This window comes from Bradyrhizobium sp. MI1.7 (genome assembly GCF_055811795.1).
Map to the genome: position 1 here is coordinate 1 of NZ_JBVVPO010000003.1, position 12,703 is coordinate 12,703.

A 12,703-nucleotide genomic window follows, 5' to 3' on the forward strand; every position below is an offset into this window, starting at 1 on the left:
CTTGGGTCCCGGCTCAGCGCAGCAACGCTGCGCGTTGCAGCGCGTCCGGGACGCGGCAAATCACATCCGCTCCGGCCCCCGCACCCGTTCAGGCGGCTGCCGTCGCACCGCCGGCTCCTGCAGCCGCGCCCGCGCGCGATCTCAATTCACCGCTCGGCATCTGGCTCACCGAGGAGAAGGAAGGCAAGGTCCGCATCGAGCAATGCGGCAGCAATCTCTGCGGCTATTCGGTCGACAGCAAATCGAACCAGAACGGCGAGCAAGTCCTGATCAACATGAAGCCCGGCAAGGACCAGAACAAGGATCAGAAATGGTCCGGTCGCATCCTCGATCCCAACTCCGGCTCGACCTACGATTCCACGATCGCGATGAGGGGCACCGACCGCCTGCGCGTGCAGGGCTGCGCCTTTGGCGGCATGTTCTGCGGCGGCCAGACCTGGACGCGCGTGAACTGAGTCCGGCTTCGACGTTCGAACCGAGACATGGGGCCCGCGATCCGGACCCCTTTAACTTTTGTCCGCGATCTCTTTGCGGAGTGCGCCACCTCACAGAGCCCCTTGCGCACGTGACAGCCCTCACATCGCGGGTTCCGCGCTCATGCCACGATCCCCCCATGGTCAACCAACGGGGCGTGTCATGAACAGATTTTGCAAAGGTCTCTTCGCCAGCATTGTCGCCATCGCCGTCCCCCTGACGCAGGCGGGCGCGGCGACCTCCACCTTCGACGGCGCATGGAATGTCCGCATCTCATCATCGAGCGAGACTTGCGGTAACGGCGCAATGGTCTCGATCGGCATCAGCAACGGTCAGATCGCATCGAGCAGCGCTGTGGTTTCAGCATCCGGCCGCGTGGCCGATGCCGGCAGCATCAACGTCACCTTGAGCACCGGGATCAAACGCGCCGTCGGCTTCGGCCGGCTCAGCGGCGCTTCAGGCTCCGGCACATGGCGCGGCCCCCTGTGCACGGGCACGTGGACGGCGGAGCGGATGTGATTTGCCGCGTCCCGGACGCGCTGCAACGCGCAGCGTTGCTGCGCTGAGCCGGGACCCAAGGGCTCTTGCTTTGAGGAGACTTGTGGGCCCCGGATCAGCAACGCCGCGCTTACGCGCTGCATTGCATCCGGGGCACGAGAGATTAGCCCAGCGCCGCGCCGTACTCCGCGTCGGTCACCGGCTCCAGCCAGGTCGAATAGACGCCGTCGAGCGCTTCCTGCATGGCGATGTGGCACATGCTGTTGTTTGGCGAAGCGCCATGCCAGTGCAGTTCACCCGGCGGAATCCAGACGGTGTCACCGGGACGGATCTCCTTGACGGGGCCACCCTTGGTCTGGACGCGGCCGACGCCGGAAATCACGTAGAGCGTCTGCCCAAGCGGATGGTGGTGCCAGTTGGTACGCGCGCCCGGCTCAAAGGCGACGCGCGAGCAGTTCAGCCGCGCCGGCGCCGGCGCCATGATCACGGGGTCCTGCAACACGGTGCCCGTAAAATTTTCCTTCGGCGCGCGGCGGGTCGGCCGCGTGCCTGCGACGGTGATTTCCATGGGATACCTCGTTTCCTGTTACTTCTTGCTGGCGGCGTAGCGCGCCTTGGTTTCGGCGTTCATGGGATAGAGGCCCGGCAGCACCGCGCCGTTGTTCACCTCGTTGACGATCCAGGCTTCCATCCGCTCCTGCTCGACGCCCTCATTGAGCACGTGATCGAGCATCGCCTGCGGGATCAGCACGCAGCCGTCCTGGTCGGCGACCACGATGTCGTTCGGGAACACCGCAACGCCGCCGCAGCCAATCGGCTCGCCCCAGCCGACGAAGGTGAGGCCTGCAACCGACGGCGGCGCGGCATAGCCGTCGCACCACACCGGAAGATTGGTGCCGAGCACGCCCTCGACGTCCCGCACCACGCCGTCGGTGACGAGTGCGGTCACGCCGCGTTTCATCATGCGCGCGCAGAGGATGTCGCCGAAGATGCCGGCATCGGTGATGCCCATGGCATCGACCACGGCAATACAGCCGTCCGGCATCGCCTCGATCGCGGTGCGGGTCGAGATCGGCGAGGACCAGGATTCCGGCGTCGCCAGATCCTCGCGCGCCGGCACGAAGCGCAGCGTGAAGGCCGGCCCGACCAGCCGCGGCAGGCCCGGACGCAGCGGACGCGCGCCGCGCATCCACACGTTGCGCAGGCCCTTCTTCAGCAGGACCGTGGTGATGGTGGCAGTGGTGATGGCGGCGAGGGTCTTGCGGGCTTCGGGGGACAGCGACATGGACGAGAACGAGCTCCGGATGGGCGGGAAAGAACGCGGGCATCTTGCGAGCCGCAGCCCTTGCGTCAAGGGCCAAAGGGCCAGCAAGAACGCAGGGCCGCTGGGCTGTTATGCGACGCGATAACAACGCTTTATCGTTTCCCCTTGCATTAATTTATTGGACTTGCGGGCGCATTTACGCGAAGCAAGGAAAAGCGGAACTCAAGGCTGAGCCCGCATTTCCTGAGAAGCCCGATTTCGACAGCCCTTCGACAGCTCATGGCCGCGACGCTTCCCCCGCCCCGCCTTCTGCCCAGTGGCGACAGCGCCGTCACGGTCGAATTCAGCCGCACCATCGATGACGCCGCCAACGAGCGCGTGCTCGCGCTCGACAAGGCGCTCGCAGCAAGCCCCATCGACGGCATCACCGAGACCGTTCCGACCTATCGCTCGCTGCTGGTGCATTACGACCCCGGCAAGATCGGCTTCGACGCGCTCGGCGAAAAGCTGCTTGCACTCGCCAGCCAGCCGCTGCCGCCGGCCACGAAGGCGCGGCGCTGGCGCATTCCCGTCGCCTATGGCGGCGAACACGGCATCGACCTCGAGGATGTCGCCAAGGCGCTGAACACCACGCCCGACGACATCGTCGCCCGTCACATCGCCGGCGACTACCGCGTTGCCATGATCGGTTTCACCCCGGGTTGGTCCTATCTCAGCGGCCTCGACAAATCCCTTCACATGTCGCGGCGGCAGAGCCCGCGGCTGTTCACGCCCGCCGGCACGATCTCGATCGGCGGTATCCAGGCCGGAATCCAGTGCCTGGCCGCGCCAAGCGGCTGGCACCTGCTCGGCCGCACGCCGGTCAGAACCTATCAACTCCACCGGAATCCGACCTTTCTCACCGAACCCGGTGATCGCGTGACGTTTTTTGCCATCGACCACAAGACCTTCGAGGAACAGGATCGCGCCGCCGAGGCTGGCGAGATCATCGCCGAGCAGGTGGTCGCATGAGCCGGCTCGTGATCGCCAGCATCGGTCCCGCAAGCTCCGTTCAGGACGGCGGCCGCCACGGCGCGCAGCGCTACGGCCTGACGGTCAGCGGGGCGATGGACCGTCTGTCGCTGGCGGCAGCGAACACGCTGGTCGGCAACGCGCCGTTCGCGGCCGTCGTCGAGATCGGCCCCTTCGGCGCCACGTTCACTGCCAAAGACGGCGCCGTGCGCGTCGCGATATCAGGCGCGCCGCGCAATGCGGACGTCGCCGGTAAGCCGGTGGCCATGGACACGTCAGTGACGCTCAAGGACGGCGAGACGCTGACGCTGGGCTTTGCCCGCGGCGGCGCGTTCACTTATCTGGCGATCGAAGGCGGGATCAAAGGCGAACTGGTGTTCGGCAGCCTTGCGGTGAACGCCCGCGCGGGCCTCGGCAGCCCCTACCCGCGCCCGCTGCAGGCCGGCGATGAATTCACAGTTGATGCCGCAAGCGGCGCGCCCGAGCTGCGCATCGAGCTGCCGAAGCCTGCAACAGGTCCGATCCGCGTCCTGCTCGGACCGCAGGACGACGAGTTCGACGACGCCAACAAGGCGCTGTTCCTCGATAGCGAGTGGAAGATCTCGGCGACCTCCGACCGCATGGGCTACCGGCTCGAGGGCCCGGCGATCAAGCATCTGCATGGCCACAACATCGTCTCCGACGGCACCGTCAACGGCAGCATCCAGGTCCCCGGCAACGGCTCGCCGATCGCTCTGATGATGGATCGCGGCACGTCCGGCGGCTATCCGAAGATCGCAACCGTGATCACGGCCGATGTCGGCCGCCTCGCACAGACCTCGGCGGGAACCGCGTTCCGCTTCCTTGAGGTCACCATGGCCGAGGCGCAGGAGGAGGCGCGCAAGTTCGCGCAACTCATCCGCAACCTGCCCGATCGCCTGCGCTCTTCCGATACCGTCGAGCTGAACATCGAGGCGCTCAGCGATGCTAATGTCGCGGGCTATGCGGTGAGCGCCATGGATGCCGGGACCTGGCAGGTCACGGCGGAGCCGTAAGCGACAAGACGACCAGAGGCGGAGAGCACCCCATGAAGACGATCGATCTCAACTGCGACCTCGGCGAAGGTTTTGGCGCGTGGGAGATGGGCAACGACGCCGCGATGATCGAGCTTGCCAGCTCGGTCAACGTCGCCTGCGGCTTCCATGCCGGCGACCCCGACATCATGCGCCGGACGGTCGAGCTCGCGAAGGCGCGCGGCGTCTCGGTCGGCGCCCACCCTGGCTACCGCGACCTGCACGGTTTCGGCCGCCATCCGATCGCGGGCCTGAAGGCTTCCGAGATCGAGAACCTCGTCGCCTACCAGATTGGCGCGCTGCAGGCTATCGCGACCGCGGCCGGGCACAAGGTCACGCATGTGAAGGCGCATGGCGCGCTCTCCAACGTCGCCTGCGAGGATGACATGACGGCCAAGGCGATCGCCGCCGGCATTAGGGCGGTCGACCCGAGCCTGATCTTCGTCGTGCTCGCCAATTCAAAGCTGGTGAAGGCCGGCGAAGAGGCCAATCTGCCGATGGTGCACGAGGTGTTCGCCGACCGCGCCTATGAGGACGACGGCAACCTCGTCTCGCGCAAGAAGCCCGGCGCGGTGCTGCACGATGCCAAGGCCATCGCCGACCGCGTGGTGCGCATGGTGCAGGACGGTGCGGTGGTTTCGGTCACTGGTAAGGTGATCAAGATGCGCACGGACACGGTGTGCATCCACGGCGATACGCCGGGCGCAGTCGACATCGCGCGCGGCCTGCGTCAGGCGTTGAAGGATGCGGGAATCGAGGTCGCGCCGTTCAAGCGCGGGGCGTAATCAGAACGGATGCACCGAGAGCGTGCCGAACACGATGGCCGCGATGACCGCGAAGGCGCTGTAGAGCCCAACGTGATGCATGCTCGCCCCGGTCCGACGCGAGAGCGAGCGCGCGTAGAAGTGCAGCCTGGCTTCCGCCGATAGTTCGCGCATGGTCGATCTCCAACGCCCCATTTGTGGGAGTATGAAGGATCAACCCTGGCGGGAGGCAAGATGGCGGAGAAAATAGCGATGGAGGTTCTCTGAAGGCGCCCCGTCGCAGGTGCAAATTCTCTGCACCCAAGGGTTCCGAGAATCTTATTCGTTAAGATCCGAGCCAGCTGGAACCGGCCCGGATGACGGTGGGATGACAGCCGGGCGGAGGCCTTCAGCCCCCTCCAAACAAAATTATCGAAAACAACCCCATGCACAGTAGAAGCGGCCAACGGCGCGACGTCCGGCGGTTGCGCCGCCGGGACGATTTGCGCTGATCGGCTCGCGCCTTAGTAGACGTCAGCCTGGAAGCGGCCCGTCTTCTTGAGCTCGGCGACGAAACTGACGGCCTCATCCGTCGAACGCGCCCCGAACTGCGCGACGATGTCGACCAGCGCGCGCTCGACGTCCTTGGCCATGCGTTTGGCATCGCCGCAGATGTACAGATGCGCGCCTTCGGCAAGCCAGGTCCACACCTCGCGGCCGACCTCGCGCATGCGGTCCTGCACGTAGAACTTCTTCTCGCCGTCGCGCGACCAGGCCAGCGACATGCGCGTCAACAGCCCCGAGGTCTTCATCGCGTTGAGCTCTTCCTGATAGAAGAAATCGCAATCGCTGCGCTGATGGCCGAAGAACAGCCAGTTCTTGCCGGGCGCGCCGGTCGCCTTGCGGTCGAGCAGGAAGGCGCGGAACGGCGCGATGCCGGTGCCGGGGCCGATCATGATGACAGGCGTCTTCGGATCCTGCGGCAGGCCGAAACCGTGCGCCTTCTGCACATAGACCTTGAGCTTCTCGCCCTCGGCGATGCGTTCGCCGAGGAAGGTCGAGGCCACGCCGATCCGCTTGCGCTTGCCGATGACGTAACGCACGGAGTCCACCGTCAGCGACAGCTTTCCGGGCGTCGCATTGTGCGAGGACGAGATCGAATACAGCCGCGGCTGGAGCGGCTCCAGCGCCTCGACGAAGGCCTCCGGATGCGGCCGCGTGCCCGAAAACTTCTGGAGCGCCGCCATGACATCGAGCGTGGCGGCGTCACCATCGGGATCCTCGCCCTGTGCCAGCGCCCGCGCCTTCTCGCGCTGCGCGCCGCCGGTGATGAAGGAGATCAGCTCGAACAGCGTGTCGGGCGCCGGCGACAGCGAGACGTCGTCGATCAGCACTTCGCGCAGCGTCTTGCCGTTGACCTTGGTGGTGTGGGAGGCGCCGAGCAGCGCGATGATCTGATCGACGAGGCCGACCTCGTTGCGTGCGAACACGCCAAAACTATCGCCGACGACATAGTCGAGCTTGCTCTCGGCGAGATCGAACTCGACGTGATAGGTCTCTTTCTCAGACTTCCCCTTGTTGAGCAGGCGCCGCGACAGGAACGTCGCCGCGATCGGATTGTCGCGCGAGCGGCCGGGCTCGGCGATCGTCACCGTCACGGCCGGCGCCGCCACCGCATCCACCTTGTCGGCCGCCTTGGCCGCCGGCGCCTTGTCCAGCTCCTCGTACAGCGACTTCAGCATCCGCGCGGTTTCCTTGCCGCCGGGGACGCAGAGATTGAGCCGTGCTTCGCTACGGCCCGCGATCGCCTCCGAATAGTCGTGGCAATTGTAGCCGCACTGCCCGCAATCCTGCTGCGCCATCGCGGCCATCATCTTGCGGCGCACGGGACGGCCTTCGGCGAGCTTCATCCGGTCCGCAATCGGCATGGCCTGGTCGTGCCATGGCGCTTCACCGTCGTCGCCGTCACCGGCTTGCATGACGGCGGCACCCTGCTCCGCCGACAACGGCGTGGCCACATCAGGCGACAGCAGCCCGGCAAAGAAGCCGTTGAGCCAGGAGCGCTGCGCGTCGGAGAACGGCGCGCTGGCGGGAATGATGTCGAGTTTCGGCGGGGGCGTGATCTGGTTCATGCGGACACCTGTGCATCGGCAAGCTTGCGCAGCGTTTCGCCATCATGGCGGCGCGCAAAGGACAGGAAGGTCTCGTCGGGCGACGAGCGGTGGGCGATATAGGCCTTGAGCAGTCCCTCGACCGTCTTCGGCGCGTCTTCGGCCTTGAGGTCGTGATAGACCTCCTGCCCGACATCCGCATCGGGACCGAACCCGCCGCCGGTGAAGAGGTGATAGCCGTCCACCGTGTCTTCGTCGTTGATCGGCACGCGCGCTCCGATCAGGCCGATGTCGCTGATGTAATGCTGCGCGCAGGAATGATGGCAGCCGGTGACGTGGATGTTGACCGGCTTGTCCATGGCGACGCGCGGCTCGCACCAGTCGCCGATCTCGGCGGCATTGCGCTTGGTATTGGAAGCCGCGAAGCGGCAGCCGGCACTGCCGGTGCAGGCGATCAGGCCAGCGCGGATGTGCGAGGCCTCGACCGCGAGCCCGATCTGCTTGATCGCCGCGATGGCGAGCTCGACATTCTCGTCGCGCACGCCCGATATCAGCAGGTTCTGCCAGACGGTCAGGCGGATCTCGCCGTCGCCGAGGTCCTGCGCCACTTTGGCCAAACCCCGCATCTGATCGCAGCTGATCTTGCCGAGCGTCAGCGAGACGCCGATCCAGTTCAAGCCGTCCTGCTTCTGCTTGTGCACGCCGATATGCGCCATGCGGTCCGCGGCTGGCCGCGGCGCAAACGCCTCTTCCGGCACGCGCGTGAACGGCGTCTTCAGCCGCTCCTCGACAAGCTTGAGGAAGCCGTCATGACCCATGGCATCGAGCACGTATTTCAGCCGCGCCTTGTTGCGGTTGGTGCGATCGCCATGATCGATGAACACGCGCACGATGGCGTCGGCGACGGCGGTGGCCTGCTCCGGCTTGACGATGATGTTGGAGTATTTTGCAAAGTCCTTGTGGCCGGTGATGCCGCCGAGGCCGAGGCGGAACCAGACACCGGGCTCGACGCCAAATCCATCCTTCACCTCGAACGCGGTGAAGGCGATGTCGTTGGTTTCCTCCAGCACCGCGATCCTGCCGGCGCCGTCGAAGGCGACGTTGAACTTGCGCGGCAGGCCGTAGAGCGAGCGATCGTTGAGGATGTGGTAGTGCCACTCACGCGCATAGGGGCGCGTGTCGATCAGTTCCTGCGGGTCGATGCCGGCCGTCGGCGTCCCCGTCACGTTGCGGATGTTGTCGGCGCCAGAGCCGCGCGAGCACAGGCCGAGGTCCTGGATGCCCTCGATCAGCCTGATCGCATTCTTCGGCGGGATCTCGCGGAGCTGGAGATTGGCGCGCGTCGTGACGTGACTGTACGGGCCGCAGAGATCGTCGGCGAGATCGGCAAGGCCGGACAGCTGCCAGTGCTTCATGATACCGTTCGGGATGCGCAGCCGGCACATGTAGGAGTCCTGCGTCGGCGCGACGTAGAAGATGCCGTAATAGCGCCAGCGGAAATTGTCCGCCGGGCTCGGCGGCGCGTTGTCGAGCGCCTGCTGCCGCAGTCGCGGATAGGCATCGAACGGATGCTCGTCGCGCTTGAACTTCTCCTGGTCGGCGAGCTTCTTGCCGGCTGCGATGACCTTGTCCTGCGCCTTGATGTGGACGGCGTCGGGGCCCGTGGGCTCGGCATTGGCCTTGCCGGCGCTGCCGCCGAGACCGCGACCGACCCGGCTGATCTGCAAACCGGTCGTGAAGCCTTCGAGATAGCGTTTCTGCTCGTCGGAAAAGTCGACTGAGAGCGTATCGATTTTCATGGTCGGTAACGAAGCTCCTGCGGCCACCGGGTGGCATCGACGGAAAATTGCGCGACCCGCGAGGAACTCGGCTGGCTCAAGAAGCCGGCTGCGCACCCAACGGTCCGGTCAGCTTCGTTGCTGCGGGACTTGGCTCAGCAGGCGTCTGTGACAAGCTGGCCGCACTGCAACATACAAGTTGCGTGCCAGCTTCGATGAAATGAAAATTGCTTTGATTTCAGATGGATACAGACGAGCCCGGAAAATCGCGGTCTGGAACTCTCATGAAATTCGAGCAGGCGGCCCAAAATTTAGCCGATGATCTCTTCCGCCTAAAAACGATGCAGAACCGAATCAGGCCTTCCAGCGTCCGACCTCGAAGGCCTCCAGATGCCCGCGGATGTTACCGGGATCGAAGGCCGGGCCCGCAAATGCCCCGAACGCCGCGGGGGCTTCAGCGGGCGATGGCTGACCGAGGGCTGCGTCGTAGAGATCGGGCCTGAACACGGCCATCGCGGTCTTGACGCCGTCCGGCGTCAGTGCGGTCTGCCCCCAGCGCACCATCTGCGCATAGAGCCAGGCCGCCTGGACCGGATCGGGGCGCCCTGCCCCTTCGCGTCCGACCAGGAGATACCGACCGCTCTCGCGGAGGGTGCCGTCGGGAGAAATCTTCAGGCGCCCGGTGAGGGTTCGCTGAATGACTTCGGCATCGACGCCGATCCGTTCCGGCTGCGCCAGGATCCGCGCCGCTTCAGACAGGTTCGCGGGGTTCTCGATGAACTCGGCGCCCTTCACGGCCGCGCGCACCAGCGCTGCCACCACATCCGGATGCTTGTCGGCCCAGACCTGACGAACCGCCAGCACCTTCTCTGCAGCGCGCACGAGAATGTCGGAGACGAAATGCAGGATGTGGCCTATGCCGAGATCGACCGCGACCGAGTTCCAGGGCGCGCCGACGCAGAACGCATCGACATGGCCATTGGCGAGGCTATCGACCATGTAGGGCGGCGGCAGCACCACGAGACGCACATCCTCGTCCGGATCGACGCCGGCCGCCGCCATCCAGAACCGCAGCTGGTAATTGTGGGTCGAGAACGGGAAGGTCATGCCGAAGGTCAGCGGATCGGCACCTAGCTTGCGCCGCTTCGCGACGACCTTCGCCAGCGCGTTCGCCGTGACAAGCGGATCGAAGCGGTCACCGTCGATCTCCTCCATCAGCGCGGCGTGAAGCGCAGGCGAGACCGTGATCGCGTTGCCGTTGATGCCGAGGTTGAAGGGCGCCGCGATCGGCACCTTGACGTGGCCGAGCCCGAGCGAGGACGCGATCGCGACCGGCGCCAGCAGATGCGCGGCGTCGAACAGGCCGATATTGAGCTTGTCACGCACGTTGGACCAGGAGACCTCGCGCACCAGCTCGACCTCGAGCCCTTCGGCGGCAGCAAAGCCCTTGTCGACGGCGACGATCAGGGCGGCGGCGTCGACCAGCGGGATGAACCCGATGCGGAGGGGACCGGTCATTTCAGCATCTCCGACGCGGTGATGATCGATTGCGCGATCTCGCCGATTTTCTTCTTCTCGCGCATCGCCGTGGAGCGCAGCAGCACGTAGGCCTCGTCCTCGGTGAGGCCCTTGACCTTCATCAAAATTCCCTTGGCCTTCTCGATGATCTTGCGGTCCTCGAGCTGCGACTTGGTGCGCTCCAGCTCCTCCTGGAGTTTTGCGAAGGCGTTGAAGCGGGACACGCAGAGGTCGAGGATCGGCTTGATGCGCTCCTTCTTCAACCCGTCGACGATGTAGGCGGATACTCCCGCCTCCACGGACGCCTGGATCGAGGCTGAGTCGCTCTGGTCCACGAACATCGCGATCGGCCGCTTCACGGCGCGGCTGACCTGGAACATCGCCTCAAGCACGTCGCGGCTGGGGTTTTCCAGATCGATCAGGATGATGTCGGGATCCACCGCATAAATACGGGCGAGCAGGCTCTGCATCTCGCGGATATGGACGACTTGCGTGAATCCGGCCTCCCGCAACCCTTCCTCGAGGATCGCAGCCCGGATCGGGCTTTCGTCGACAATCACGATTTTAGGCGACTGTTCGGCGCTCATAGCTCACTCACCACCCGGCGATTCATCCATAGCATGCCGGAGGGCGATGCAAAGGGTTGTAATTATGGGCAATTGGGACTAGCTCAGGCCTGTCAATCAGGCAGATCAGATATGGATCAGACGGCTGCGCCCAAGGTCAGCTTCGTGTCGCTCGGGTGTCCCAAGGCATTGGTGGATTCCGAGCGCATCATCACGCGCCTGCGCGCCGAGGGCTACGAGCTCGCCCGCAAGCATGACGGGGCTGACATCGTCATCGTCAATACGTGCGGCTTCCTCGACAGTGCCAAGCAGGAATCGCTTTCGGCGATCGGCGAGGCCATGGCCGAGAACGGCAAGGTGATCGTGACCGGTTGCATGGGCGCGGAACCCGAGCAGATCGAGCAAGCCTATCCCGGCGTGCTCTCCATCACCGGCCCGCAGCAATATGAGAGCGTGCTGGACGCCGTGCACCGCGCGCTGCCGCCCGCCCACAATCCGCATCTCGATCTGGTGCCGCCCCAGGGCATCAAGCTGACGCCGCGCCACTACGCGTACTTGAAGATCTCCGAGGGCTGCAACAACCGCTGCACGTTCTGCATCATCCCGAAGCTGCGCGGCGATCTCGTCTCGCGTCCGGCCAACGACGTGTTGCGCGAGGCCGAGCGCCTTGTCAGCGCCGGCGTCAAAGAGCTGCTGGTGATCTCGCAGGACACCTCCGCCTACGGCGTCGATCTCAAATACGCCGAGAGCCCGTGGAGGGATCGCCAGGTCCGCGCCAAATTCCTCGACCTCGCGCGCGAGCTCGGCGAGCTCGGCGCCTGGGTCCGGCTGCAATATGTCTACCCCTACCCGCATGTCGACGAGGTCATCGCGCTGATGAACGAGGGCAAGGTGCTGCCCTATCTCGACATCCCGTTCCAGCATGCGAGCCCCGAGGTGCTGAAGGCGATGAAGCGCCCTGCAGCGCAGGACAAGACGCTGGCGCGGATCAAGCGCTGGCGCGAGGAATGTCCCGATCTCGCTTTGCGTTCGACCTTCATCGTCGGCTTCCCCGGCGAGACCGATGCCGATTTCGCCTATCTGCTTGACTGGCTGGATGAGGCCGAGATCGATCGCCTCGGCTGCTTCAAATACGAGCCGGTTGCCGGTGCGACGTCGAATGCGATCGAGAACCCCGTGCCCGAAGAGATCAAGCAGGAGCGCTACAACGCGCTGATGGCCCGCCAGCAGAAGATCTCCGCGCGCCGGCTGAAGCGCAAGGTCGGCACGCGCCAGCAGATCATCATCGACGAGGTCGGCCCGACGGTTTCAAAAGGCCGCTCCAAGGCCGACGCGCCGGAGATTGACGGCGCGGTTTATCTCTCCAGCCGCCGCCCGTTGCGCGTCGGCGAGATCGTCACCGCGAAGATCGAGCGAGCCGACCAATACGACCTGCACGGCAGCGTCGCGGGATTCTGAAACCCTCTGTCATTGCGAGCGCAGCGCACCATCACCGTCATCCTGAGGCGCTCGCTCTGCGGCGCAACCGCGCCGTAGAGCGAGCCTCGAAGGACGACGGCCCGGCATCCCGGCCGCTCATCCTTCGAGGCTCCCCATGGGACGCCTTGCGTCCCATGCCTCGCACCTTCACCGACGAGCGCTACGCGCTCGCGGGGATGACGGGTCCGCTATCGCCTTTGCCGCGCTCG

13 protein-coding genes are annotated in these 12,703 nt (G+C 65.3%); 6 read left to right on the plus strand and 7 right to left on the minus strand.

What is annotated here, in order from left to right; translation table 11 throughout:
* Together AC0L3X_RS04485 and AC0L3X_RS04490 are read left to right on the plus strand one after the other, a co-directional pair.
* Positions 1-455: DUF2147 domain-containing protein (locus AC0L3X_RS04485; protein ID WP_473316280.1), on the plus strand; the 455-nt coding region annotated here is incomplete at its 5' end.
* A 181-nt stretch (positions 456-636) separates the two neighbouring features.
* Entirely contained in the window at positions 637-993 is a 357-nt protein-coding gene (locus AC0L3X_RS04490; RefSeq protein WP_354096467.1) for a hypothetical protein, read from the plus strand.
* A gap of 142 nt (positions 994-1,135) precedes the next feature.
* Here the strand turns inward: AC0L3X_RS04490 and AC0L3X_RS04495 are convergent, their stop codons facing one another.
* Both AC0L3X_RS04495 and AC0L3X_RS04500 read right to left on the minus strand, forming a co-directional pair.
* A complete protein-coding gene (locus AC0L3X_RS04495; RefSeq protein ID WP_063983236.1) occupies positions 1,136-1,540 on the minus strand; it encodes a (R)-mandelonitrile lyase in 405 nt (134 codons plus the stop codon).
* 18 nt (positions 1,541-1,558) lie between these two features.
* A complete protein-coding gene (locus AC0L3X_RS04500) occupies positions 1,559-2,257 on the minus strand; it encodes a ribonuclease activity regulator RraA (protein WP_063983235.1) in 699 nt (232 codons plus the stop codon).
* 258 nt (positions 2,258-2,515) lie between these two features.
* On the opposite strand from AC0L3X_RS04500, the gene pxpB reads away from it, so the two are divergent.
* The 3 genes from pxpB to AC0L3X_RS04515 are packed head-to-tail and all read left to right on the plus strand — an operon-like array spanning position 2,516 to position 5,084.
* Positions 2,516-3,247 (plus strand): 5-oxoprolinase subunit PxpB, encoded by a 732-nt coding sequence (gene pxpB, locus AC0L3X_RS04505; protein WP_063983234.1) that lies wholly within the window; start codon positions 2,516-2,518, stop codon positions 3,245-3,247.
* Positions 3,244-4,281, plus strand: coding sequence for a 5-oxoprolinase subunit C family protein (locus tag AC0L3X_RS04510; RefSeq protein ID WP_063983233.1), 1,038 nt, complete (start codon positions 3,244-3,246; stop codon positions 4,279-4,281). The genes pxpB and AC0L3X_RS04510 overlap by 4 nt, the downstream gene beginning before the upstream one ends.
* 32 nt (positions 4,282-4,313) lie before the next feature.
* A complete protein-coding gene (locus tag AC0L3X_RS04515) occupies positions 4,314-5,084 on the plus strand; it encodes a LamB/YcsF family protein (protein WP_063983232.1) in 771 nt (256 codons plus the stop codon).
* On the opposite strand, the gene AC0L3X_RS04520 is transcribed toward AC0L3X_RS04515, so the two are convergent.
* From AC0L3X_RS04520 to AC0L3X_RS04540, 5 genes are all read right to left on the minus strand, one after another.
* A complete protein-coding gene (locus AC0L3X_RS04520) occupies positions 5,085-5,237 on the minus strand; it encodes a hypothetical protein (protein ID WP_014495196.1) in 153 nt (50 codons plus the stop codon).
* A 329-nt stretch (positions 5,238-5,566) separates the two neighbouring features.
* Positions 5,567-7,174, minus strand: coding sequence for a sulfite reductase subunit alpha (locus tag AC0L3X_RS04525; RefSeq protein ID WP_063983231.1), 1,608 nt, complete (start codon positions 7,172-7,174; stop codon positions 5,567-5,569).
* Positions 7,171-8,952 (minus strand): NirA family protein, encoded by a 1,782-nt coding sequence (locus AC0L3X_RS04530; protein WP_063983230.1) that lies wholly within the window; start codon positions 8,950-8,952, stop codon positions 7,171-7,173. Before AC0L3X_RS04530 ends, AC0L3X_RS04525 begins: the two co-directional genes overlap by 4 nt.
* A 333-nt stretch (positions 8,953-9,285) precedes the next feature.
* Positions 9,286-10,449 carry a CmpA/NrtA family ABC transporter substrate-binding protein gene (locus AC0L3X_RS04535; RefSeq protein ID WP_354096464.1) on the minus strand — a complete coding sequence of 388 codons (1,164 nt, stop codon included), beginning with the start codon at positions 10,447-10,449 and terminating at the stop codon, positions 9,286-9,288.
* Positions 10,446-11,036 (minus strand): ANTAR domain-containing response regulator, encoded by a 591-nt coding sequence (locus tag AC0L3X_RS04540; RefSeq protein ID WP_027559205.1) that lies wholly within the window; start codon positions 11,034-11,036, stop codon positions 10,446-10,448. Before AC0L3X_RS04540 ends, AC0L3X_RS04535 begins: the two co-directional genes overlap by 4 nt.
* Positions 11,037-11,147: 111 nt before the next feature.
* Here AC0L3X_RS04540 and rimO point away from each other — a divergent pair, with 111 nt between their 5' ends.
* Positions 11,148-12,473, plus strand: coding sequence for a 30S ribosomal protein S12 methylthiotransferase RimO (gene rimO, locus AC0L3X_RS04545; RefSeq protein WP_166341298.1), 1,326 nt, complete (start codon positions 11,148-11,150; stop codon positions 12,471-12,473).
* The last annotated feature ends 230 nt before the right edge of the window (positions 12,474-12,703 follow it).

Bases quoted from the DNA above. Each gene is read 5' to 3' on its own strand.
- AC0L3X_RS04490 (WP_354096467.1), top strand. From the start codon at position 637: ATGAACAGATTTTGCAAAGGTCTCTTCGCCAGCATTGTCGCCATCGCC.
- AC0L3X_RS04495 (WP_063983236.1), bottom strand. From the start codon at position 1,540: ATGGAAATCACCGTCGCAGGCACGCGGCCGACCCGCCGCGCGCCGAAG.
- AC0L3X_RS04500 (WP_063983235.1), bottom strand. From the start codon at position 2,257: ATGTCGCTGTCCCCCGAAGCCCGCAAGACCCTCGCCGCCATCACCACT.
- pxpB (WP_063983234.1), top strand. From the start codon at position 2,516: ATGGCCGCGACGCTTCCCCCGCCCCGCCTTCTGCCCAGTGGCGACAGC.
- AC0L3X_RS04510 (WP_063983233.1), top strand. From the start codon at position 3,244: ATGAGCCGGCTCGTGATCGCCAGCATCGGTCCCGCAAGCTCCGTTCAG.
- AC0L3X_RS04515 (WP_063983232.1), top strand. From the start codon at position 4,314: ATGAAGACGATCGATCTCAACTGCGACCTCGGCGAAGGTTTTGGCGCG.
- AC0L3X_RS04520 (WP_014495196.1), bottom strand. From the start codon at position 5,237: ATGCGCGAACTATCGGCGGAAGCCAGGCTGCACTTCTACGCGCGCTCG.
- AC0L3X_RS04525 (WP_063983231.1), bottom strand. From the start codon at position 7,174: ATGAACCAGATCACGCCCCCGCCGAAACTCGACATCATTCCCGCCAGC.
- AC0L3X_RS04530 (WP_063983230.1), bottom strand. From the start codon at position 8,952: ATGAAAATCGATACGCTCTCAGTCGACTTTTCCGACGAGCAGAAACGC.
- AC0L3X_RS04535 (WP_354096464.1), bottom strand. From the start codon at position 10,449: ATGACCGGTCCCCTCCGCATCGGGTTCATCCCGCTGGTCGACGCCGCC.
- AC0L3X_RS04540 (WP_027559205.1), bottom strand. From the start codon at position 11,036: ATGAGCGCCGAACAGTCGCCTAAAATCGTGATTGTCGACGAAAGCCCG.
- rimO (WP_166341298.1), top strand. From the start codon at position 11,148: ATGGATCAGACGGCTGCGCCCAAGGTCAGCTTCGTGTCGCTCGGGTGT.